General features: G+C 41.9%; 21 protein-coding genes. 16 read left to right on the top strand and 5 right to left on the bottom strand.

What is annotated here, in order from left to right:
• Window positions 1–23: 23 nt before the first annotated feature.
• Window positions 24–1,829, bottom strand: coding sequence for an arginine--tRNA ligase (gene argS / locus CDG60_RS01475; protein ID WP_087513004.1), 1,806 nt, complete (start codon window positions 1,827–1,829; stop codon window positions 24–26).
• Between the two features lie 361 nt (window positions 1,830–2,190).
• Between argS and CDG60_RS01480 the strand changes: the two genes are divergently transcribed.
• The 7 genes from CDG60_RS01480 (at window position 2,191) to CDG60_RS01510 (ending at window position 12,098) form a co-directional block, all read left to right on the top strand.
• Window positions 2,191–3,888 (top strand): NAD-dependent malic enzyme, encoded by a 1,698-nt coding sequence (locus tag CDG60_RS01480; protein WP_087513011.1) that lies wholly within the window; start codon window positions 2,191–2,193, stop codon window positions 3,886–3,888.
• Window positions 3,889–4,036: 148 nt separating this feature from the next.
• Window positions 4,037–7,411, top strand: coding sequence for a type VI secretion system Vgr family protein (locus tag CDG60_RS01485; protein WP_087513005.1), 3,375 nt, complete (start codon window positions 4,037–4,039; stop codon window positions 7,409–7,411).
• 2 nt (window positions 7,412–7,413) lie between these two features.
• The gene (locus CDG60_RS01490; protein WP_087513006.1) at window positions 7,414–7,947 is read left to right on the top strand and encodes a hypothetical protein; all 534 of its coding nucleotides are present in this window, start codon (window positions 7,414–7,416) and stop codon (window positions 7,945–7,947) included.
• A gap of 4 nt (window positions 7,948–7,951) precedes the next feature.
• Window positions 7,952–9,772 (top strand): hypothetical protein, encoded by a 1,821-nt coding sequence (locus tag CDG60_RS01495; RefSeq protein ID WP_160116949.1) that lies wholly within the window; start codon window positions 7,952–7,954, stop codon window positions 9,770–9,772.
• Window positions 9,773–9,784: 12 nt separating this feature from the next.
• The gene (locus tag CDG60_RS01500; RefSeq protein ID WP_005100823.1) at window positions 9,785–10,810 is read left to right on the top strand and encodes an IS30-like element ISAba125 family transposase; all 1,026 of its coding nucleotides are present in this window, start codon (window positions 9,785–9,787) and stop codon (window positions 10,808–10,810) included.
• Complete coding sequence (locus tag CDG60_RS01505; RefSeq protein WP_227542906.1) at window positions 10,803–11,444, top strand: hypothetical protein; 642 nt, start codon at window positions 10,803–10,805, stop codon at window positions 11,442–11,444. Before CDG60_RS01500 ends, CDG60_RS01505 begins: the two co-directional genes overlap by 8 nt.
• Before the next feature lie 6 nt (window positions 11,445–11,450).
• The gene (locus CDG60_RS01510) at window positions 11,451–12,098 is read left to right on the top strand and encodes a hypothetical protein (protein WP_087514202.1); all 648 of its coding nucleotides are present in this window, start codon (window positions 11,451–11,453) and stop codon (window positions 12,096–12,098) included.
• A 76-nt stretch (window positions 12,099–12,174) separates the two neighbouring features.
• On the opposite strand, the gene CDG60_RS01515 is transcribed toward CDG60_RS01510, so the two are convergent.
• A complete protein-coding gene (locus CDG60_RS01515) occupies window positions 12,175–13,092 on the bottom strand; it encodes a Dyp-type peroxidase (RefSeq protein WP_087514201.1) in 918 nt (305 codons plus the stop codon).
• 165 nt (window positions 13,093–13,257) lie between these two features.
• On the opposite strand from CDG60_RS01515, the gene CDG60_RS01520 reads away from it, so the two are divergent.
• Together CDG60_RS01520 and CDG60_RS01525 are read left to right on the top strand one after the other, a co-directional pair.
• Entirely contained in the window at window positions 13,258–13,878 is a 621-nt protein-coding gene (locus CDG60_RS01520) for a LysE family transporter (protein ID WP_087514200.1), read from the top strand.
• A gap of 90 nt (window positions 13,879–13,968) precedes the next feature.
• The gene (locus tag CDG60_RS01525) at window positions 13,969–14,739 is read left to right on the top strand and encodes a sulfite exporter TauE/SafE family protein (protein WP_087514199.1); all 771 of its coding nucleotides are present in this window, start codon (window positions 13,969–13,971) and stop codon (window positions 14,737–14,739) included.
• A 36-nt stretch (window positions 14,740–14,775) separates the two neighbouring features.
• Here the strand turns inward: CDG60_RS01525 and znuB are convergent, their stop codons facing one another.
• From znuB to CDG60_RS01540, 3 genes are read right to left on the bottom strand one after another with little or no spacing between them, the layout of a single operon-like run.
• The gene (gene znuB / locus CDG60_RS01530; RefSeq protein WP_087514198.1) at window positions 14,776–15,576 is read right to left on the bottom strand and encodes a zinc ABC transporter permease subunit ZnuB; all 801 of its coding nucleotides are present in this window, start codon (window positions 15,574–15,576) and stop codon (window positions 14,776–14,778) included.
• 3 nt (window positions 15,577–15,579) lie between these two features.
• Window positions 15,580–16,362, bottom strand: coding sequence for a zinc ABC transporter ATP-binding protein ZnuC (znuC, locus tag CDG60_RS01535; protein WP_087514197.1), 783 nt, complete (start codon window positions 16,360–16,362; stop codon window positions 15,580–15,582).
• Window positions 16,344–16,841: a transcriptional repressor gene (locus CDG60_RS01540; RefSeq protein WP_087514196.1), complete on the bottom strand. Its 498-nt coding sequence runs from the start codon at window positions 16,839–16,841 to the stop codon at window positions 16,344–16,346. The genes znuC and CDG60_RS01540 overlap by 19 nt, the downstream gene beginning before the upstream one ends.
• Window positions 16,842–16,982: 141 nt before the next feature.
• On the opposite strand from CDG60_RS01540, the gene CDG60_RS01545 reads away from it, so the two are divergent.
• The 7 genes from CDG60_RS01545 to atpA all read left to right on the top strand — a co-directional run bounded on the left by CDG60_RS01545 (window position 16,983) and on the right by atpA (window position 22,366).
• Window positions 16,983–17,822: a metal ABC transporter solute-binding protein, Zn/Mn family gene (locus tag CDG60_RS01545; RefSeq protein ID WP_087514195.1), complete on the top strand. Its 840-nt coding sequence runs from the start codon at window positions 16,983–16,985 to the stop codon at window positions 17,820–17,822.
• Window positions 17,823–17,993: 171 nt separating this feature from the next.
• The gene (locus CDG60_RS01550; protein WP_087514194.1) at window positions 17,994–18,386 is read left to right on the top strand and encodes an ATP synthase subunit I; all 393 of its coding nucleotides are present in this window, start codon (window positions 17,994–17,996) and stop codon (window positions 18,384–18,386) included.
• A gap of 108 nt (window positions 18,387–18,494) precedes the next feature.
• The gene (gene atpB / locus CDG60_RS01555) at window positions 18,495–19,370 is read left to right on the top strand and encodes a F0F1 ATP synthase subunit A (RefSeq protein ID WP_087514193.1); all 876 of its coding nucleotides are present in this window, start codon (window positions 18,495–18,497) and stop codon (window positions 19,368–19,370) included.
• Between the two features lie 84 nt (window positions 19,371–19,454).
• A complete protein-coding gene (gene atpE / locus CDG60_RS01560) occupies window positions 19,455–19,700 on the top strand; it encodes a F0F1 ATP synthase subunit C (protein WP_016654735.1) in 246 nt (81 codons plus the stop codon).
• Between the two features lie 38 nt (window positions 19,701–19,738).
• Window positions 19,739–20,209 carry a F0F1 ATP synthase subunit B gene (locus CDG60_RS01565; protein ID WP_086178663.1) on the top strand — a complete coding sequence of 157 codons (471 nt, stop codon included), beginning with the start codon at window positions 19,739–19,741 and terminating at the stop codon, window positions 20,207–20,209.
• Window positions 20,210–20,221: 12 nt separating this feature from the next.
• Window positions 20,222–20,758 (top strand): F0F1 ATP synthase subunit delta, encoded by a 537-nt coding sequence (locus CDG60_RS01570; RefSeq protein WP_087514192.1) that lies wholly within the window; start codon window positions 20,222–20,224, stop codon window positions 20,756–20,758.
• 63 nt (window positions 20,759–20,821) lie between these two features.
• Window positions 20,822–22,366: a F0F1 ATP synthase subunit alpha gene (gene atpA / locus CDG60_RS01575; RefSeq protein ID WP_087514191.1), complete on the top strand. Its 1,545-nt coding sequence runs from the start codon at window positions 20,822–20,824 to the stop codon at window positions 22,364–22,366.
• Window positions 22,367–22,386 lie beyond the last annotated feature (20 nt).

Below are 22,386 nucleotides of genomic sequence, written 5' to 3' on the forward strand. Positions count from 1 at the left end.
ATTTCCTCTGGTTTTTTTATGGTTTACATTTCATAAGGTGCTGAAACACCGAGTAATGTTAAACCATTTTTCAGCACTTGTTGTACATTTATTGATAACAGCAGACGCGCCTGAGATAAAGCAATATTCTGCTCATCCAGCACTTTGGCATCATCCAGGTTGTACCAGCCATGGAACAGTGCAGCAAGTTCCTTCAGGTAGTTACCAACCTGATGAGGTTCATAGCTGTTGGCAGCACGCACGACAATTTCAGGATAGGCAGCCAGTTTCGCCAGAATTTCTGTTTCAGCTTCAAGACTCAGTAATGAAACATCGTAGGCATCAGGCGAATTACGGTCAAAAGCAATGCCTTTCTCAGGTGCTTTCAGATCGACCATACGGTTGACACGGGCATGTGCATACTGAATGTAATACACGGCATTATCTTTACTTTGTGAAACTGCAAGGTCTAAGTCAAAGTCAATGTGCTGTTCTGATTTACGCATCACATAATAGAAACGTGCGGCATCATTACCGACTTCTTTACGCAGGTCACGTAAAGTCACGAACTGACCTGAACGGGAAGACATCTGAACCATTTCACCGCCACGCCACAGGCTCACGAACTGAACCAGCAGAACAGTCAGTTTTTTCGAGTCATAACCCATTGCATCAATGGCAGCTTTTACGCGGGCAATATAACCGTGGTGGTCAGAACCCCAGATATCAATGATATCGGTATAACCACGTTGCAGTTTATTTAAATGATAGGCAATGTCAGACGCAAAATAAGTAGTCTGACCGTTACGGCGTTTCACTACACGGTCTTTTTCATCGCCAAATTCAGTTGATTTGAACCAGATATTTCCATCTTTTTCATAGAGGAAACCACGTTGATCCAGGGTCTGCAGAGCTTCATCAATTTTTTCAGTTAATGATGCTTCACTGAACCATTTGTCAAAACTTACGCCAAACTCGCCCAGGTCATCTTTAATGTCATCCAGAATGGCATGCAGTGCTGCCTGATGGAAAACACGATAACCTTCACCGGTCAGATTCTGAGAATTGTGAATCAGACCATCAATATGTTTTTCTTTATCGCCTGAAAGGACAACTTTGTTGCCATCGGCATCCAGTTCTTCAGCATACTGAACATCTTCAGGGACATCTTTGTACACGTCAGCAACAGGGCGTACATAGGCATCGCCATCTTTATCAATGATGCTCTGTGCGATTTCCTTAACATAGTTACCCTGATAGGCATTTTTAGGGAATACAAGTTCCTGACCTGTAAGCTCTAAATAACGCAGGTATGTAGAGGTCGCAAGGATGTCCATCTGACGGCCTGCATCATTGACATAATATTCGCGGTCAACTGTTGCGCCAGTTGCTTCAAGCAGATTGGCAACGGTCATACCATAGGCAGCACCACGTCCATGACCCACGTGCAGACTTGACGTCGGGTTGGCTGAAACAAATTCAACCTGAATGCGTTTAGCAGCATTTGCCTGAGTTTTACCAAAGCTGTCTTTTTGTGCCTGAATCTGATTCAGTACAGCAAAACGCTGGTCTGCATTTAAAAAGAAGTTGATAAAACCGGGACCTGCAATTTCTGCTTTGGAAATATCAGCAACTTCAGGAAGGCTGGACAGGATTTTTTCCGCCAGATCACGAGGCTTCATCGCAGCAGCTTTGGAGCCGATCATTGCGATATTGGACGCAAAGTCGCCGTGACTTCGGTCTTTGGTACGTGTCAAAGTACTTGTATTGTTCCAGTCGGATGGAAGTACACCTTCAGCCTGAAGGGATTGCACCGCATGATCGAGAGCTGCTTGGATTGCCGTATTCATAATCAGTCGAAAAATAAATGTCGCAGAAAAACGCTAAATATAACAAATTTCGGGCTGTTTAGGGGAATGCATTTGTACAGGATAATATTTATTCTGCATAACATTGAAAAAACAGTTCTGTTAGTCAGATGCCATGAAAAAAGACCGGATCTGATGGCTTTGAGTCATAGGTATTTTCTTTGAAAAATATAGGCAGCGTTATTTTTGAGCATTGTGGAACAATGAAGTTATCATTGTGTAAAATACTGCACATATCATTATCACGTATCTAAATGCCAGTAAGCCTGCAAATAGGCTTAAGCTAGTCTAAGACTAAAGTGGAATAAAGCAGTAACCATTGTCCACTGAACTGAGAATGGAAATGACGACCGAAAATTTAAATAAACACCCTTTATATATTCATTATGCCGGCAATGCACTGCTGGAACTTCCTCTGCTGAACAAAGGCTCTGCATTTACAGAGCAGGAACGTACCAATTTTAATCTGCATGGACTGATTCCTCATGTGACGGAAAGTATTGAAGAACAGAGCGAGCGTTCATGGCAGCAGTACTGTTCTTTCAATGAAGCGATCAATAAGCATATTTATTTACGGAATATCCAGGACACCAACGAAACGCTGTTTTATCACCTGATTGAAAATCATCTTAGTGAAATGATGCCAATTATCTACACGCCAACTGTGGGTGAGGCATGTCAGCGTTTTTCAGATATTTACCGTCGTCACCGTGGGGTATTTGTTTCCTATCCTGACCGTAAGCACATTGATGAAATCATTCATAATATTAACCGTAAAAACGTGAAAGTGATTGTGATTACAGATGGTGAGCGGATTCTGGGATTGGGTGATCAGGGGATAGGAGGTATGGGAATCCCAATTGGGAAACTGTCGCTGTATACCGCCTGTGGTGGTATCAGTCCTGCCTATACATTACCGATCACACTGGATGTAGGAACCAATAATCAGCAGTTGCTTGATGATCCACTGTATATGGGCTGGGCGCAGCCACGGATCAGTGGTGATGAATACTATGCCTTTGTGGACGAAGTGCTTGCAGCAGTTAAACGCCGCTGGCCAAAAGCACTGGTTCAGTTTGAAGATTTTGCTCAGAAAAATGCCATGCCTTTGCTGGAAAAATACCGTGACCAGATCTGCTGTTTCAATGATGATATTCAGGGAACGGCTGCTGTTTCTGTCGGTACGTTGATCGCAGCGAGCCGTGCGGCCGGTAAGCAGTTGAAAGATCAGACCATTACTTTCCTGGGGGCAGGTTCGGCAGGTTGTGGTATCGCTGAACAGATCATTGCACAGATGGTGGCAGAAGGGCTGACGGATGCAGAAGCTCGTGCACGTGTGTATATGGTGGATCGTTTTGGTTTATTGACAGAAAACCAGCCCAATCTGCTGAATTTCCAGGCGCGCCTGGTTCAGAAAGTGGATGCTGTTGCGGACTGGGCAAGTGTTGAAGGCAACATTTCACTACTCGATGTTGTGAAAAATGCCAAGCCAACAGTGCTGATTGGTGTGTCAGGTCAGCCAGGATTATTTACCGAAGAAATTATTAAAATGATGGCAGCACACTGTGAATATCCGGTGATCCTGCCATTGTCCAACCCGACATCTCAGGTAGAAGCAATACCATCTGATATTCTGCAATGGACAGAAGGCAGAGCACTGATTGCGACAGGAAGCCCTTTTACACCGGTCAATTATCAGGGGGAAACCCATAATATTTCGCAGTGTAATAACTCGTATATTTTCCCAGGCATTGGTCTGGGGGTTGTGGCTGCCGGTGCGACCCGTGTGACAGACAATATGCTGATGGTATCAAGCACTGCCCTGGCGGACTGTTCTCCAAAACTGAACAATCCTGAGGCAGACTTATTACCGGATCTGAATGAACTGCAGGCAGTTTCCAGAATCATTGCATTTAAAGTGGCAAAAGCAGCCATGGCAGATGGTGTCGCAGTACAGATTTCAGATGAGCAGTTACATAAGGCAATTGAAGATAATTTCTGGAAACCGGCTTACAGAAATTACAAACGTGTTCCTTTCTAACTGGAACTGAATCACAGAATTAAAAAAGAGGAGTGAAATACTCCTCTTTTTTATGTTTTAAAATCATTCATTTATATCTAGACGACCTAAAAAACATTGCATAGAATGCAGCCATAATTATTAGATTTACTTACAACAATAAAACTCTATGATAAATACAATTCATAACATGCTGGAAAGCATGGGGCTTGGTGCGCAAAGACGTGCACTACATCTGACTTTTTCCAGTGACACTTTAAACGCCCAGGTCTTTATACAGCGTATCGAAGGACAGCATTTTATTAATCAGGGGCTGAAAGCCGAAATTATCTGTCTGTCCACCCATGCTCATATCCCCTTAAAAAGTTTTATTGCAGTGCAGGCTGCTGTAGATCAGGTCACAGACAGTGGTGAGTTGTTCCGTACCACTGGAATTATCACTGCCGTCAGTCAGGGGCAGAGTGATGGGGCTTTGACCCTGTACAAACTGACCCTGGAAGATGCCACTTCGCTTTGGCATAAGCGTCGTAACAGCCGCGTTTTCATGAATAAAAGTATCCGTGAGATCAGTGAAACACTGTTCAGTGAATGGCAGAGTAAAAGTCCATTATTTGCAGCTGCTCTGAGCCTGGACACTGAAGGTCTTGAAAATACAGATGAAATCCGTCCATTTGTGATGCAGTCCAATGAAACGGATTATGAATTTCTGACCCGTTTATGGCGTAGTGAAGGGATTTCGTGGCTGGTGGATGAAGCACAGCATAAAGTGGTTCGGTCAGCTGTTCCGATACAGCCCCAAAAATTGAGACTGCTCAATCATAACAATGCTTACTCAGCGCTGGAGCGGGGGCATATCCGCTTTCATCGGAGTCATGCTGCTGAAAATTCTGACACAGTCTCGTCTTTTACAGGGCATCGAAGTTTACAGTCCTCCTCCGTTCAGGCACAGCGGTGGCAGTCGGAACAGCTGACACGAGATCAGTCTGATGGTTTGCTGAGTCATCATTTACACAGTGATTCACAGGCAAATGAGAGCCTGAATCTGGAACAGGCATGGACACTCAGTCCTGCATGGACAGCAGATTTAAAGGGTGATGATCAGGCATCGCAATCAGGTCGCCAGCAGCTGGATAAACTGAATCGGCAATGGTCAGATTATTATGATTTACAGTCACGTTATTTTACTGCGGTCAGTAGTGTGCGTGATGCGCAGCCTGGCTACTGGTTTGAGTTGACAGGTCATTCCGAAATTGATCAGCATGAGAGCGTAGACCGTGAATTCCTGATTCTTGGAAAACAGTTTTTTAATCAGAATAACCTGCCCAAAGATCTCACCGCACAACTCTCTGCATTACTGGAGGTCAGCCACTGGAATATCAAAGCTGAACAGCGGCAGGCATGTGAACTGAAACTGATCCGTCGCAGTATTTCAGTTGTTCCGGAATATAACCCTTTAATTCACAGACCATCAGCACATCCCCAGCGTGCCCGTGTAGTTGGACCCGAGGGGGAGAGCATTTATGTGGATGCCTGGGGACGTATCAAAGTCCGCTTTATGTTTACCCGTGCAGATGATCATCAGCATGATGGCGGAGCAGGAACAAATGACAATGACACAGATTCGGCATGGGTCGATGTACTGACGCCGTGGGCTGGTGATGGTTATGGTGCCCGGTTTCATCCCCGTATTGGTGAGCTGGTGGTGATCGACTTTTTTGATGGAAACGTTGACCGTCCATTTGTGGTGGGTCGGATACATGAAGCTGAACGTCACCACACCATGTTTGACCTCAAGGGGCAGCTGCCTGACAGTAAAAAACTTAGTGGAATCCGCTCTTCTGAAGTCGGAGGTTCAGGTTTCAATCAGCTTAGATTTGATGATACAGCAGGTCAGATCAGCGCACAGTTGCAAAGCAGTCATGCTGCAACACAGCTGAATCTTGGCAATCTGAGCCATCCAAAAGATAAAGAAATAAGCAATGGGCGAGGGGAAGGTTTTGAGCTTAGAACTGATGCATTTGGAGCAATGAGGGCAGGTAAAGGCATGCTTATCAGTACCTATGCTCAGGATCAGGCAGTTGCTGATCACCTCGAAGCAGCACAGGCTCAGTCTTTACTGAATCAGGGAACTGAACAGATGAAAATGTTAAGCAGCCTGGCTGTCCAGCAGCAGACAGATGCGTTGAGTGTGATCAATCGGCTGCCGAAACTGATTCAGTCCCTCGAAATGAAAAGTACAGATCATGCATTACAGATGACAGTGGAGTTGTTTAAAAATGCAGTCAGCAGTGATCCACTTTCAGCACTGAAAAACAGTGGCAGTTTTATCGAAGATATACAGAAATTTGGAAAAGATTCCAAAGATATAGCCCAGGATGTTCTGGACTGTTTCAGTAATGCTCAGGGTGCTGTAGAAAACCTGAAGAGCTTTATTGAAAATATTGAAGATCATGGAGCTGACATTATTCAGGGCAAGCTGAGTAGTCTGAAAGATCAGCTGGATTCAGATCCGCTGAATGCACTGAAGAATATCGGAAAGGCGCTTGCCAATATCGAAATGAAGGACTTTGATCTTCAAAGTACCTGTGGAACCTTCAGTAAAGGCAGTCAGCTGAATGTCAATCCTGCGCAGGCTCTTGGCACCTTACAGGGGTTTATGGAGGGTTATACCCAGGGGCTTGAAAACAGTAACGATGATAAAAAGATAGAACAGGGCAAAATTTTCCGTCAGGCTTTAATGCTACTGGCCTCTCCTGCCGGAATTGCATTAACCACACCCGAAGACATTGTTTTACAGGCATCGCAGGATATTGCAGAAAGCGCTCAGGGGTCGGTCAATATCAGCGCGCAAAAAAATATTGTGCATCATGCCCAGGACAGAATCAGTCTGTTCGCAGCGCAAAAAGGATTCAGTGCATTTGCAGCAAAAGGCAAAGTTGAGTTACAGGCACAGGATGATGCCATTGAGATGATTGCTCGCAAGGTGATCAAGCTGATTTCTACGGAAGATAAGATTGAAATCATCAGTCCAAAGGAAATAGTCCTGACGGCAGGAGGTTCACAATTAAAAATCAATAAAGAAGGTGTTTTTGTTACGACCGGTGGGAAATTTGAGGCGAAGGCTGGGCAGCATAGTTTTGTCGGTGGGGAGACTGTCAATGCGCAGTTACCGAAGATGCCTGAGAGTGGAATTTTTAGTAGACGTTTTGATTTCAAAGACCTTATTTCTACTGAGCTATTGAAAGACGGATTTAAATATAAAGTAATAAATCATTCTAAAAAAACAGAATATATTGGTTTCTTGGATGAGAATGCACGCACAGAAAGGGTGTTTAGTGATACCCCTGATAATGTTGAAATTCTTCTGTTAGGTAAATCTGATGACAGTGTCGATAAATTATTATTGATAGAGGAAAAGATAATGGAAAGCCATAGTTCGGATGAAAATTGTTGTGGAGCAGATGAATATGACGATTTATTATCAAATGAAGAATTATTTGAAAATGAAAATTTAGATGAAGATTATAAAAGCTTTGGAAATTAAATATGAAATTTATAACTTTTTTAAGATTATTACTTGGTGTTATATTTTTAACTGTAAGTATTAATGTTTTTGCGGGAAATAGTGAAGGATGCTTTGGTGGTTGGAGTTATCCAATTTTGAATGTGAAGTTATTGGGTGATAAATCCTGTTTAAATATTTGGGAGTTAGGTAAGGATACTGGTAGTAAAAATAGATTAAGTTTGTTGAAGAGTATGAATTTAAAGGAAAATAATAGCCAGTGGATGTCAACAGGAACATGTGCTGAAGTGAAATATAATAACCAAAATTATATGATTTATAATGCGTATTTAAAAGAAGAAAAAAGTGATATTTGGATGATATACAATAATTCAGAAGCATATGCTTATTTTAGGGAAGTTAAAATCCCAGTAAATGATGGGTTTGATGTGGATTTAAAGTGTGCAAAAATTGGAAAAAATGAAAAAATTAAATATATTTTGAATAGTTATCTCAAGAAGCAAACTTCTGTAAATTTAAATTTTTATAAGTTGAATGATTGGTATAAGGAAAAATAAGAAAATGAAAAATACAGTTAAATTTAAAAAAGCAACAAAAACATTTGATGCTAATTTATCTGGATTTATTGAGGCAGTAAGTTTCCAGGAGTCCACATCAGATTTATCGTTATCGCTTAATCATCCTATTAATATTCGGGCTGCTGGAATTATAAATAAACTAGGATATATGGGTTTATTTCAGTTTGGAGAAGAAGCTTTATATGACTTGGGATATTACTTAGGTGATCGTGGAATATCATATGAAGATATTAAAGGTGAAGGCAAGGAAACGCCTATTTATAAAAGTTGGAAAAGTCAATTTGATTCAAATAACTGGGTCGGGAAGTGGTCCGGAAAAAGGGGAGTAAAATCAAAAAATGACTTTTTGAACAGCCCACAAATACAATATGAAGTAATAAAAGAATGGATTGCTAAATTATGTAATCAATTACGAAATATGTATATGAATGAATTTTTTGGAAGAACAATTCAAGGAGTTGAAATAACGGAATCAGGTGCAATTGCTGGAATGCATTTAGTGGGACACGGTGGGTTAGGTGCATTTTTAGGAATATCAAAGTATAAAAATGCAAAGCAAACAGATGGAAATGGGGTGCATGTAAAAGAATATATTAAAATGTTTAACGGATTTAATTTGGAAATTTGTTGCCCAAGAAAAATTAATATAAGTTTAATTGATAAATATGATAATCCACTGATAAACAATGAAGTTTTTATTGTATCCAAGTACAGTGGTAAGCATGTAACTGGTGAAACAAAAGTTAAAGTTAAAAGTGATGAAAATGGAAACTTGCCAGTAATTGTAAGGCATCCTGATACGGAAATAAAAATAGTTGCTGATGGAAAAGAGTCAAATACAATAATTCAAAAGGCAAAAGAAATACAAAATGCAACGCTTAAAGATTTTGAAATTTCTAAGATTCCTGCGACTTTAGGTAAAGATAGTGCACCTCAACCGAGACCCCAGCCGACAAAGACACCTCAGGAAGTTAGAGTTGAGCAATCCAGTTCAGAGAATGACAAAAAAAATATTGCTGATGAAAAAAAAGATGTGATTTTTAATATACAAATTGTTGAAGGTGATACTGGGAAGCCAATTTCAAATATGGGGTTTTTTTTAACATATAAAGAAAATATAAAAAAGCATACTGCTGATGGTAATGGAGTTAAACAGAATATAAGAGCTGAAATAGGTCAGGATATAGAAATAACCGTTTCAGGTGATGGTAGAAAACAAAAAATTCATCACTTTAAAGTAGAAGAATCATTAAATAATCAGACATTGAAAGTAAAGCTACCAGTGCATAGTTTTCAATTATTTGTTAAAAAAGATGGTAAAGTTGTTCCAAATACAACAACTACAGTTTTTTATAGAACACGGAAAATCATAAAAAAGACAAACAATTCTGGGGTCATAAATTTAAAAATGTTGGTTGGTTTTGTTTATGGATTTGGAGTAGGTCAGAAAGAGTTAGCTAGAGCTCGCGTAGTAAAAGTAAAGTCATCAATTATTTTTAATGTAAATAGTGGGTTCGTTAAAGAATCTAAACAGTTGGATTTACAAAAGAAAACTACGATACCACCACAAAATAATACGAGTCAGTCAAAAGTTCCACCACAAAATCCTACTGAAGCAAAAAAGGAAGTTCCTGAATTATCTCAGCAGAATACGCATACTGAAACAGGAGGACGACCTTTAACTACAGTGTCTAATCAAGCACCAGCTACTAGTGATACAACTAGATATCACATCTATTCAGATGGAAAAATAAAGAGAGAGGGCAGAGTAAAACTTGAAGTGCGACATAAACCACCTAATTAATTTAAAGGGTTTATGGAGTATATAAAATTGTCATACCATCATCTTAACTTTGAAGATCGTACTGCATTAATGCTTGAGTCAAGAAAAGAAGGCTTTTCAGCCAGAAAATTTGCTGAACTCATTAAAAGACATCCTAGTACGATCTATCGTGAGCTTAAAAGAAATAGCATCAATGACGTTTATCAAGCTCAATATGCTTCTGATAACACCTTCGCTAGACGTAGACGTGGTCACAGAAAACTCAAAATCGATTCAATCCTCTGGAAATTTATTGTTGAAGCGATCCGTTGTTTATGGTCTCCTCAGCAAATAGCAAAACGTTTAAAGACATTTCCTGATTTGGATCAAACAATGAATGTAAGCCATACAACGATTTATTCAACGATACGAGCATTACCAAAGGGTGAGTTGAAAAAAGACTTATTATCCTGTCTGCGTCATGAAAATAAAAAGCGAAAAGCTAACGGTGAACCTAAAAAAGATTCTATATTACAGGATATTAAAACTATTCATGAGCGCCCAGCCGAAGTTCAAGAAAGAAAAATACCGGGTCATTGGGAAGCTGATTTAATTAAAGGTAAAGACAATAAAAGTTCGATAGCAACACTTATTGAACGAAATACACGGCTCTGTATCTTGGCAACATTACCTGATGCAAAGGCAGAATCAGTGCGCAAGGCTTTAACTGAAGCTCTGAAATATTTACCTGCAGAACTGCGTAAAACGTTGACCTATGACCGTGGACGCGAGATGGCAGAACATAAAATACTTGAAGAAGATTTAGGCATAGATGTATATTTCTGTGACCCACATTCACCCTGGCAAAAAGGCACATGCGAAAATATGAATGGTTTAATTAGGCAATATTTACCTAAAGGGATTGATTTAAATCAGGCAGATCAGCATTATTTAAATCAAGTTGCCATGTCACTGAATACTCGTCCTAGAAAAGCGTTAGATTGGCTTACACCATTAGAGAAATTTGCTCAGCTTGTTGATTATCATAAGACTTTTCAAACTGTCGCACCTCATGTTTGAATTCGCCGAGAATAAATCGGCGACGGGTTATGCGGAATATATTTATTATGATAAAAATGGACAAGTTCATAATATTGGAAAAACAGCGTTTATCGTAGCTCCAAAGCGGCAATCAGGTAATGCATTGGTTGGTGGAAACGTATATTTAGTTGATCAACGTCAGTTGAAGTCATATAAAAGCAGAGATGGTAAAGTAGGATATGAATGGGATATTTATTTAGAGAATAGGGAACGATACTATTTAAAAGGTGATGCTTTTGCAGCAGTCATTGGTGCAATGTGTTCTCTTGGTTATGGTTATTACCATGGTTCGGGATTTAGTGATAAGGCTGGTAGATCAGTAGGAAGTTCATCACATTATAATGGTATTAATGGTGATTTTAGGTATTTGGGACTAAATGGATGTCATAAGGGTGGACCAGTGCTTGTTAGTCAAGTAAGTAGATTTGATTGGGATGCCAATGTTAAGTTTGTTAATGCTCTATATTTATTTGGTTATAAATCTTTTGGTTCGCAAGTGATGAAGAGAAAAGGAGTTCCTGATAGAGAATTGCCTCATGTAACATTTACAAATAGCGATCATGATAATCATTTGCATCTTCAAGGTTATCAACCAAATATTCAGGATATATAAATTATTATGTACATTAAAAAAATTAGTATTATCATATTTTTTTTGTCACTTGTTGCCTGCTATAGTGTAGAAAATAAAGTATTAAGCTCAGATAGCCAAGAACAAAGTGAATTAAAGGTAAGTCCAAACCTTAATCTTTTAAAAGATGAATATACAAAAATGGTGCTACCATTTTATTCTAAAGTTTTATATGGAAATAATAGGTTTCTCAATTTGAATAATTATCCACATAACCAAAATGATATCAAACTATTTTATTCTGGGGAGGAGCCAGTAAGAATATTGATGACAGCTGTGAAAAAGATAGGGAATGTAGAATATTTGTTGAGTTTAATAGTCGTTAATTTTAATGATTATGAAGGTGGTGGACCTGCACAAGTAATATTTTTATCTGGTGGTGAAAATAAAAAAAGTAATTATGAAAATACTCTTTTTATTAGCATGGGGGGGAAGTTTCCGATGTTAGATGATATTGTGAAATTCAATAGTATTAATGATTCGACTTTAAAAAACTATTGCATCAAATCATTCGTGCTTAACCAAGATTTAAGTAAAAAAGAGGTTATGGAATGTGTAGGAAAAGATTCTGATATACAGGAAAAAAGTTTTAAATTTAATACTGAACAATTGGGATATGATGAAATCCAAAATTAAGTTTGTTGTGATCCAATCTATTGTAGTATTAAAAAGTAGCTGTTATTCAACAGCTACTTTTTAATAGCACACATCATTATTCCAAAATCTCTTCCAACAAATCTTCATTCGGCGCAAAGAAATAAGCGCCATCTACCGCAGTAACAAAATGCAATAAACGGTCATGAATACCATCACCACTGGTACCAAACATACGCACTAACATCTTATCAATACGGGTTAAATCTTTGGTGTAAGCAATAAAGAACAGGCCCTGTTCACCTTTACCATCACCATAAGGTAAAGAATGACGTAAAATTTCAAGCTCTTCACCTTCATCATCTTCAATCACTGCGCGGGCAATATGTGAATTTTCAGGCTTAACATTATCATCAAGTTCAATACTTTCGAGTTTTGTACGACCAATGACATGTTCCTGAGCATCAACCTTTAATTTTTTCCATTTTTCCAGATCATGCACGTAGCGTTGTGCGAAAACAAAGGAGCCATCTGCAAAAATTCCGGCATCTTCACCTAAAAGGGCAGTTTCACCACGATCATCTGGGAATTGAGGATTCTCCGTTCCATCAATAAAACCTGTCAGATCCCGTCCATCCAGATAGCGGAAGCAAACACGTTCATCCAGCACATCAACCTGATCCTGAATACCGTCAAAGAAAGACTGGCTCATCGCAAAGCACAGATCAGAGCGGGTAGATGCAATATGAATCAGTACATCTGCTGGAACCACAGGCATTTCAAAGGAACCATGAACGGGGCTGAGCTGTTTAAATCCTTCTGGTGACTGTTGGTGCAGTTTGCTCCAGAGTTCAGGACCGAACGCGATAGACGTTTTAATTTCAGCATCGGGATGCTGAGTGATTAAACGGTCACGGGTGCTCAACAGTGCATTGAGCTGTTCTTTTAAACCATCAATTGACAGATTTTTTAAATTTAAAACAATAAAACGGGCATGATTTGAAGGTAACGGTAAAATTACGGTTTGAGCTGTCATTCATGGCTCCTGAATTCTTATATAAAATGAGTGGCTGTCTGTATTGTGCCTTATGATCATCTGAGTGAACAGCCCAATGGCGTTTTTCAGTGAGCTAAGTTTTTACATCATAAACATGAAAAGTCATATAATAATATTTCAATCCCTGTTCTTTCTTCGATTTTTATGTCTTTTCAGATCTGGCTGGCGTATATGCTGGCATGCTGGGTAATCAGTGTTTCACCTGGGGCAGGGGCTATTGCGTCCATGTCCAGTGGACTGAACTATGGTTTTCGTCGCGGTTACTGGACGGTGATAGGGTTACAGCTGGCTTTGCTGGTCCAGATCAGCATTGTTGCTGCGGGAGTCGGTGTGCTCTTTGCGACTACGCCTCTGGCTTTTCAGGCGATCAAATGGTTCGGCGTATTTTATCTGCTGTACCTTGCCTGGATGCAATGGCGTGCGCCTGTTCAGAATATTCAGATCCAGCAGGAACAGAAGTCGAAATCCATTATCAGGCTGATAGGCAATGGTTTTATTGTCAATATGAGCAATCCGAAAGCGATTGTATTTTTACTTGCGGTTTTACCACAGTTTATTGATCTTTCCAGACCGCAATGGATTCAGTATGTAATTATGGCTGCCACGATGGTGACTATTGATCTGATTGTTATGGCAGGATATACAGGGCTTGCAGCAAAGGTGCTGAGACTGCTGAAATCTCCAAAGCAGCAGAAGTATATGAACCGGACATTTGCAGTTCTGTTCAGTTGTGCTGCAGGACTGCTGAGTCTGGTGCACCAATAAAATAAAGTTCCATTGAACTTTACTCAAATTCATTATTATTTTGCTGAAGAAACCCTGAAAATGGGGGTAAAAATAGAATGAGTGTAGATCATGGAATGGGATACGCTTCTGTTCAGCTTAGGTTTTTTTGCATTCTGCGGTGGTCTGATTGATGCAGCCGTCGGAGGAGGGGGACTGATTCAGTTGCCTGCTTTATTGCATGCCTTTCCCAATGCAAGCCTGGCCACTGTCTTTGGAACCAATAAGATGGTTGCTTTTGCGGGCACGTTTTCTTCCGTATTTGGCTATGTCAGAAAAATAAAAATTGTCTGGGTGCTGATGCTTCCCACGATGATTTCAGCCTTTATCTGTGCTTTTTGTGGTGCGATGCTGGTGGATTACATTCCTAAAGATCAGATGCGCTACATTATTTTCTTTTTGTTGATTTTTATCGCGATTTATACCTTTAAAAAGAAAGATTTTGGCAGGGTTCATACTGTTTTGCAGTGTGGTAAAAAAGAAATTGCGCTGGGCGTACTGTTGGGTGGACTGATTGGGTTCTATGATGGAATCTTTGGTCCTGGAACGGGCAGTTTTCTTATTTTCCTGTTCATTAAGGTATTTGCATTTGATTTTCTGAATGCATCGGCATCCGCAAAACTGGTGAATTTAGGCACGATGTGCGCTGCTCTGTTATATTTTGTTCCAGCGGGTCATATTATATTGCAGGCAGGGCTGATTCTGGCGGTCTGTAATATGCTCGGCGGGTTGACTGGTGCGGCACTGGCACTACGCTATGGTAGTGGTTTTATCCGGATATTTTTCCTGATCCTGCTGGTTTTTCTGATCGGTCGGATGGGAATGTCCATTTTTATTCCCTGAGCTGGTCGCTTCCTGGATCAAGCTGTCTGAACAGTTTCAGGACAGCTTTTTAAATTTCTGCACAGTGAAAATAGCAGCGAACAGAACTGCCATGGTCAGGACAATGGTTAAACCTGTAGAAGTGTTCAGTCCGGCACTGGACCATAAACCAGCGGTAACCCCCAGTTGTGCAATGATGAATGCCCAGATCACCATTTGTCTTGGTGAGTGCGCCAGCAGTCTTGCCGTCAGCGCAGGAATCACCAGTAAAGCTCCCATAAGCAGTGAGCCGACTGCCCGTAAGGCAAGTACGGTAAACATCGCCAGTAAAAGCATGAAAATCAGTCTTTGCAACTTGGTATTGATACCTTCGCTGATGGCAATATCAGGATCAATAGCAATCTGAATCTGTGCTTTCCAGTGTCTGTAAAGGATCAGCAGTGCAACGGTGATCACTCCGGCAAACATCGGTAAATCCGACCAGGAAATAGTCAGCAGATCTCCAAACAGGTAGCTGAGCAGTTCTGGACGCAGACTCGGAATATGCTGAATAAAGAGCAGCCCTGAGCAGAGCAGGGTGGCAGAGCACAGAGCCAGTAAGGCATCATTTGGCAGTCGGGGGTCATGAAGAACCCACAGTACACCCACCAGCAGCAGTGCCAGCAGCGTTACACCGGTCCAGAGGGGCAGACTGAGTGCGCCTGCAATTGCAACGCCCAATAGTGTCCCATGTGCCATGGTGTCGGCAAAAAAAGACATGCGTCGCCACAGCATCAGGCAACCTAAAGGGGCGGTCAGGAAAACCAGCAGCGTTCCCATAATCCATGCAGGCAGTAACAGTTGTAACCATTCCATCATGGCTCAGGCTTCCGGTTCTGGGTGAATATGTGGACGGGTATCATGCTGGCAGGGGGTTGCGCTGTCACCATGCGCACAGTGATCATGATGATGCTGATAAAACACCCGGTTTGTGCCAAATATTGCCTGATACTCTGGATGCTGCTGAATATTTTCAGGTGAGCCGCTGCAACAGATATGTTTGTTCAGACAGACCACACGGTGAGTCCCCTGCATAACCCATTGCAGATCGTGAGACACCATCAGAATGGCACAGCCATATTTTTCAGGCAGACTGCGCACATAATCATACAGTTCAGCTTCAGACTGAATATCCAGTCCCTGCATAGGTTCATCCAGTACCAGAATGTCCGGATGTCGTAAAAGTGCACGTGCCAGCAGGACACGCTGACGTTCCCCACCGGACAACTGCTGAACTTTGGACTGCATTAATCTGGAAATACCGGTATCCCGGATAATTTCTTCTTTTATGGTTGCATCACAAGGTTCAAGTTCAAGCAGATCAGAGACTCTGAGTGGCAGGCTGTGAGAGGGATTGAACTTCTGCGGAACATAGGAATATTTCAGTTTCTGTGTGCTTTGAATCTGACCTGAAACAGGTTTGACAATGCCAAGCAGCACTTTGATCAGTGTGGATTTGCCTGCACCATTGGGACCGATCAGCGTCACAATTTCTTTTGGATACAGTGAAAAATCGACATTTTTCAGAATGTCCCGCTCATCAATTCTGACACTGATTTGAGATAGACTGATCAGAGGGGAGGGGCTTATTGCTTGCTGCGACACTGCTGACAGATTCCTGAAATTTCAATAATACTGTGATGGGCACTGAACTGATCTGATGTTGCAATTTCATCAATCTGTTGTAAAAGTCCCTGTGCAGATGCCTCCTTGACCCTACGGCATTCTGTACAGATCAGGAATGCAGCCTGATGTCCTTCACGGGGATGGCAGCAGGGAATATAGGCATTGATGGAAGTCAGTCGATGAATCAGACCCTTTTCAAGTAAAAAGTCCAGTGTTCGATAGACTGTAGGTGGCGCAGCTGGACGATCAGATTCACTTTTTATTTTCGCCAGCAGGTCATATGCGCCCATAGGACCTGATGCATTCAGGATAAGTTCCAGCACTTCCTTACGCAAAGGTGTAAGGCGGGCACCGGTACTGGCACACAGGGCTTCTGCTTCAGTCAGGCGACTTTCAGTATTATGATGGTCATGTACGCCATGCAGTGCATTGTGATGTTCGTGCGAACAGGAACTCATAAACGACCTCTAAAACAGAATATTTGAATTTTATGCAGCCCATAACTTTAACACGAAGCCATCAGAGTTTCGATCAGGCATAGGTATTTTTAGCGATTTGTTATATTATAACACCTATTGTTTAATCAGTGATCTATTTTCATGTCTCGTTTTTTAGCATTGAGTATGCTTATCCTTTTCAGCATGGCTGCATCGGCACAAAGTCTGGTGGTATCCACTCATCCTGTATTTCTGATTGCACAGGAAGTGACAAAAGGTGTGGAAGAGCCGGTACTGTTACTGAAAGATCAGACGGGACATGATGTCACACTGACACCTGCGCACCGTAAAGCCATCATGGATGCTTCACTGGTGATCTGGCTGGGAAAAGCGCATGAAGCGCCACTTGAAAAGGTGCTGGGTGATAACCAGAAAGCCGTTGCCTTGCTTGATTCGGGCATTATGACTGCTTTACCTCAGCGCAGTGCGCGTGGTACTGCACTGAAAAACACAGTGGATACCCATGTATGGCTTGATCCCAACAATGCTGTCCGGATTGCGTTCTTTATTGCAGCACTTAGATCACAGCAAATGCCTGAAAATAAAGAAAAATACTGGTCTAATGCAAGGGCATTTTCAGGCAACCTGCTTCAGGCAGCACAAAAACACAGCACAACTGCAACAGCGAAGCCTTACTGGTCATATCATGATGCGTATCAGTATCTGGAACGTGTGCTGAATCTGAAATTTGCAGGTGCGCTGACTGAAGATCCACATGTTGCACCTTCAATTGCTCAGATCAAGTATCTGAATGACAGCCGCCCGATGCCACGTATGTGTCTGCTTGCCGAAGGGCATGCTGGTAAAAATCAGTATGGTAAGCTGGCACCGGTGGTTTTTCAGGTGGTGGATGAAAATATGAGCGGATCAACTGAATTCATTTCAGCATGGAAAACCCTGGCAGACCATGTGCAGGGGTGTGTACTGAATGCACGAAAATAATGCAAAAAATGAACAGAAACTGATTATATCAAAACCAGCCTGTACATCGAAAAAAACGCGACTAAGGTCGGGAAAAGATTGCATGTTCAGGGGGGTAACTCTATAATGCTCGCGATTAAAAACGATCACCAGCTAAACTTGTCAAGCATTAATGCTGTGAGTAGATAATAAATGAGCCGAGCCAGTCGCTTGATTGACCGACGATTAGCAAAAGCTTTGGTCTTCCTGCAAGCCTTAATGATTCCTGTTTCAGCCTTGATAGGATGGGTCCTGAAAGACTCGACTGCGGCTCTCAGTGCAGCACTCGGTGCATGTATATGTTGGCTTGCCAGTTGTTATTTTTCCTGGCAGTCATTTCGAGCAGCAGGCGCGCGAGCATCTAAACAGGTTCTTTCGAACATGTATCGAGGCATGATGGGTAAGTTTACGATCGTGATTGTTGGATTCATTTTAATTTTAAGCAATGTGAAACCGTTATCCCCGGTGGCATTGTTTTGTGGTTTTATACTTGTACAAGCAATGACGTGGATTGCGCCTTTCTGGGCAACCCGTTTACAAAAATGAGTATAAACACAGCAAAAATTGAAAAGGTTTTCAGGAGCAGGCGAGATATCAGGCAGCACGCGATATTCGTCTGATTCTATTAGTTTTTACATTGACCAGGTGTGATTTATGGCTGCTGAAGAACATGCCCTTACTTCGACCGAGTATATCAAGCATCACTTGACCAATATGACCTATGGCAAAATGCCAGACGGTACATGGAAATTGGCTGAAAGTGGTGCTGAAGCTCAACAGATGGGGTTCACTGCTATTCACTTGGATTCAATGGGTTGGTCTATCGGACTGGGTCTGATTTTCTGTTTGCTGTTCTGGTGTGTGGCGAAAGCTGCAAACTCTGGTGTTCCAACCAAGTTCCAGTCTGCAATCGAAATGATTATCGAGTTTGTGGACTCAAGTGTTCGTGATACTTTCCACGGGAAGTCTCGTTTGATTGCACCGTTGGCACTCACTATTTTCGTGTGGATTTTCCTCATGAACTTAATGGATTTAGTGCCAGTGGACTTCATTCCACATCTTGCAACTGTTATCGGTAGCAACGTGTTCGGTATGGATCCGCACAGTGTGTATTTCAAAATTGTACCTACTACAGATCCTAACGTTACCCTTGGTATGTCTTTATCTGTATTTGCTCTTATCATTTTCTACAGTATCCGTGAAAAAGGTGTGAGTGGTTTTGTAGGTGAACTGGCACTGAACCCATTTAACCCAAGTAATCCAATTGCTAAAGCGCTTTTAATTCCATTTAACTTACTTTTGGAATTGGTAACTTTCCTTGCACGTCCAATCTCTTTGGCTCTACGATTATTTGGTAACATGTATGCGGGTGAATTAATCTTCATTCTTATTGCATTATTACCGTTCTGGATCCAGTGGGCATTGTCTGTGCCATGGGCGATTTTCCATATTTTGATTATCACCCTGCAAGCATTTATTTTTATGATGCTGACCATCGTTTATCTAAGCATGGCAAGCGAAAAGCATTAATGGTATTGCCTGACTGTCAACGGATGGTTGGGTATAATTTTTTTAATTTAATTTGGTATAAAACCTAACCTCTGAGGAATTATCATGGAACTAGGTCTTGGTCTTGTTGCGATTGCAGCTGCTATTTTGATCGCTTTTGGTGCTTTAGGTACTGCGATTGGTTTTGGTCTTTTAGGCGGTCGCTTCCTTGAAGCTGTTGCTCGTCAACCAGAATTGGCTCCACAACTTCAAACTCGTATGTTCTTAATCGCGGGTCTTCTTGATGCTGTGCCTATGATCGGTGTTGGTATTGGCTTGTTCTTCATCTTCGCTAATCCATTTGTAGGTTAATCAGCTTAATTCCTAAATTAAACTATTGAGGAATAGCAATGAATATCAACCTCACATTGATTGGCCAAGCGATTGCATTTGCGATTTTCGTCGCATTCTGTATGAAGTTTGTATGGCCACCACTAATCAATGCGATTAGTGAGCGTCAGCGTAAAATCGCTGATGGCTTAAATGCAGCCGAGAAAGCGAAAGCTGACCTTGCCGATGCGCAAGCTCAGGTTAAAGCTGAACTGGATGCAGCTAAAGCGCAAGCGGCTCAATTGATTGAACAAGCGAACCGCCGCGGTGCACAACTGGTAGAAGAAGCGCGTACTCAGGCATCTGCTGAAGGTGAGCGTATCCGTCAACAGGCTAAAGAAGCTGTTGATACTGAAATCAATGCTGCCCGTGAAGAATTACGTCAACAGGTTGCTGCTCTTGCAGTGACTGGTGCTGAGAAAATTCTCAGCCAGCAAGTTGATGCAGAAGCTCACAATGCCATGCTGACTCAGCTGGCTGCTAAACTTTAAGAGGGGCGGATTATGGCTGAACTCTTGACGTTGGCACGCCCATACGCTAAAGCAGCATTTGCTTACGCTTCTGAGCAAAGTGCAACTGACTCATGGTCAAAAGCACTTGAACTGCTCAGTGCTGCGGTGCAAGACGATGCATTTTCAGCTTTCTTAAATCGCCCTGAGCTTACTCCTGCTGAGCAGGTAAGTCTTTTTGCAAAAGTATTAGGCGAAGACCAAACTGCAGCTGTGTCAAACTTTTTGACATTGCTTGCTGAAAACAACCGTTTGGCGCTTCTTCCTGAAATTTCTGCTGAATACGAACAGCTCAAATCACAGAATAACAATACTGTGGATGTCGTGATTGAATCGGCATTCCCATTGACTTCTGTACAGGAACAACTGCTTACACATGCTTTAGAGAAAAAATTTGAAGCTGCTGTAAACGTTTCTGTTGAAGTTAAACCAGCGCTTATTGCTGGTGTGGTTATTCGTGCAGGCGACCAAGTGATAGATGATTCTGCGCTTAACAAGCTGGAAAAAATGCGGACTCGTCTTCTTGCGTAATTTTTGAATAAAAATTACTGCATAGAAGAAGACTGAACTTATAAAAGATTGAGGTATAGCGCAATGCAACAACTGAATCCATCCGAGATCAGTGCGCTCATTAAACAGCGTATCGGCGATCTGGACACCAGCGCGACCGCTAAGAACGAAGGGACCATTGTTATGGTTTCCGACGGTATTGTGCGTATTCACGGCCTTGCTGATGCAATGTACGGTGAAATGATCGAATTCGACGGCGGCTTATACGGTATGGCACTGAACCTAGAACAGGATTCAGTGGGCGTCGTTGTTTTAGGTAACTACTTAAGCCTTCAGGAAGGCCAGAAAGCTCGTTGCACAGGTCGTGTATTGGAAGTTCCGGTTGGTCCAGAACTTTTAGGCCGTGTAGTAGATGCTTTGGGTAACCCGATTGATGGTAAAGGCCCAATTGATGCTAAATTAACTGATGCTGTTGAAAAAGTAGCACCAGGCGTAATCTGGCGTCAATCAGTGGATCAACCTGTACAGACTGGTTATAAATCAGTAGATACAATGATCCCTGTAGGCCGTGGTCAGCGTGAGCTGATCATTGGTGACCGTCAGACTGGTAAAACAGCAATGGCGATCGATGCGATCATCGCTCAGAAAAACTCTGGCATTAAATGTGTATACGTAGCTATTGGTCAGAAACAGTCGACTATCGCTAACGTTGTGCGCAAGCTGGAAGAAACTGGCGCTATGGCGTATACAACTGTTGTAGCAGCAGCTGCAGCCGATCCAGCAGCAATGCTGTACCTGGCTCCATATTCTGGCTGTACAATGGGTGAATACTTCCGTGACCGCGGTGAAGACGCTCTGATCATTTATGATGATCTGTCTAAGCAAGCAGTTGCTTACCGTCAGATTTCATTACTGTTACGTCGTCCACCAGGTCGTGAAGCGTATCCAGGTGACGTATTCTATCTTCACTCCCGTCTTCTTGAACGTGCTTCGCGCGTTTCTGCTGACTATGTTGAGAAATTCACGAATGGTGAAGTTAAAGGCCAGACTGGTTCATTAACTGCATTACCAATCATTGAAACTCAAGCGGGTGACGTATCTGCATTCGTACCAACGAACGTAATTTCGATTACTGATGGTCAGATCTTCCTTGAAACATCATTATTCAACGCAGGTATCCGTCCTGCTGTGAACGCGGGTATTTCTGTATCACGTGTTGGTGGTTCTGCTCAGACTAAGGTCATCAAAAAATTGTCTGGTGGTATCCGTACCGCTTTGGCTCAATATCGTGAACTTGCAGCATTTGCTCAGTTTGCTTCTGACCTTGATGAAGCAACCCGTAAGCAACTTGAACACGGTCAGCGCGTAACTGAATTAATGAAGCAGAAACAGTATGCTCCATATTCAATCGCTGATCAGGCTGTTTCAATTTATGCATCAAACGAAGGCTACATGGCTGACGTTGAAGTGAAGAAAATCGTTGCATTTGATGCTGCGCTGGTTTCTTACTTCCGTTCAGAACAAGCTGCGTTAATGCAAAAAATTGACGAGACTGGTGCTTGGGATAAAGATATCGAAGCAGCATTCAAAGCTGGTATTGAAAGCTTTAAAGCGACTCAAACTTACTAAGTTTCAACCTGTTGAAGCAT

Origin of the sequence: Acinetobacter chinensis, from assembly GCF_002165375.2 — a bacterium.
GTDB lineage: Bacteria > Pseudomonadota > Gammaproteobacteria > Pseudomonadales > Moraxellaceae > Acinetobacter > Acinetobacter chinensis.

Coding starts and splice junctions, on each gene's coding strand:
- argS (WP_087513004.1), bottom strand. CDS start 1,829: ATGAATACGGCAATCCAAGCAGCTCTCGATCATGCGGTGCAATCCCTT.
- CDG60_RS01480 (WP_087513011.1), top strand. CDS start 2,191: ATGACGACCGAAAATTTAAATAAACACCCTTTATATATTCATTATGCC.
- CDG60_RS01485 (WP_087513005.1), top strand. CDS start 4,037: ATGATAAATACAATTCATAACATGCTGGAAAGCATGGGGCTTGGTGCG.
- CDG60_RS01490 (WP_087513006.1), top strand. CDS start 7,414: ATGAAATTTATAACTTTTTTAAGATTATTACTTGGTGTTATATTTTTA.
- CDG60_RS01495 (WP_160116949.1), top strand. CDS start 7,952: ATGAAAAATACAGTTAAATTTAAAAAAGCAACAAAAACATTTGATGCT.
- CDG60_RS01500 (WP_005100823.1), top strand. CDS start 9,785: ATGGAGTATATAAAATTGTCATACCATCATCTTAACTTTGAAGATCGT.
- CDG60_RS01505 (WP_227542906.1), top strand. CDS start 10,803: ATGTTTGAATTCGCCGAGAATAAATCGGCGACGGGTTATGCGGAATAT.
- CDG60_RS01510 (WP_087514202.1), top strand. CDS start 11,451: ATGTACATTAAAAAAATTAGTATTATCATATTTTTTTTGTCACTTGTT.
- CDG60_RS01515 (WP_087514201.1), bottom strand. CDS start 13,092: ATGACAGCTCAAACCGTAATTTTACCGTTACCTTCAAATCATGCCCGT.
- CDG60_RS01520 (WP_087514200.1), top strand. CDS start 13,258: ATGTCTTTTCAGATCTGGCTGGCGTATATGCTGGCATGCTGGGTAATC.
- CDG60_RS01525 (WP_087514199.1), top strand. CDS start 13,969: ATGGAATGGGATACGCTTCTGTTCAGCTTAGGTTTTTTTGCATTCTGC.
- znuB (WP_087514198.1), bottom strand. CDS start 15,576: ATGATGGAATGGTTACAACTGTTACTGCCTGCATGGATTATGGGAACG.
- CDG60_RS01540 (WP_087514196.1), bottom strand. CDS start 16,841: ATGAGTTCCTGTTCGCACGAACATCACAATGCACTGCATGGCGTACAT.
- CDG60_RS01545 (WP_087514195.1), top strand. CDS start 16,983: ATGTCTCGTTTTTTAGCATTGAGTATGCTTATCCTTTTCAGCATGGCT.
- CDG60_RS01550 (WP_087514194.1), top strand. CDS start 17,994: ATGAGCCGAGCCAGTCGCTTGATTGACCGACGATTAGCAAAAGCTTTG.
- atpB (WP_087514193.1), top strand. CDS start 18,495: ATGGCTGCTGAAGAACATGCCCTTACTTCGACCGAGTATATCAAGCAT.
- atpE (WP_016654735.1), top strand. CDS start 19,455: ATGGAACTAGGTCTTGGTCTTGTTGCGATTGCAGCTGCTATTTTGATC.
- CDG60_RS01565 (WP_086178663.1), top strand. CDS start 19,739: ATGAATATCAACCTCACATTGATTGGCCAAGCGATTGCATTTGCGATT.
- CDG60_RS01570 (WP_087514192.1), top strand. CDS start 20,222: ATGGCTGAACTCTTGACGTTGGCACGCCCATACGCTAAAGCAGCATTT.
- atpA (WP_087514191.1), top strand. CDS start 20,822: ATGCAACAACTGAATCCATCCGAGATCAGTGCGCTCATTAAACAGCGT.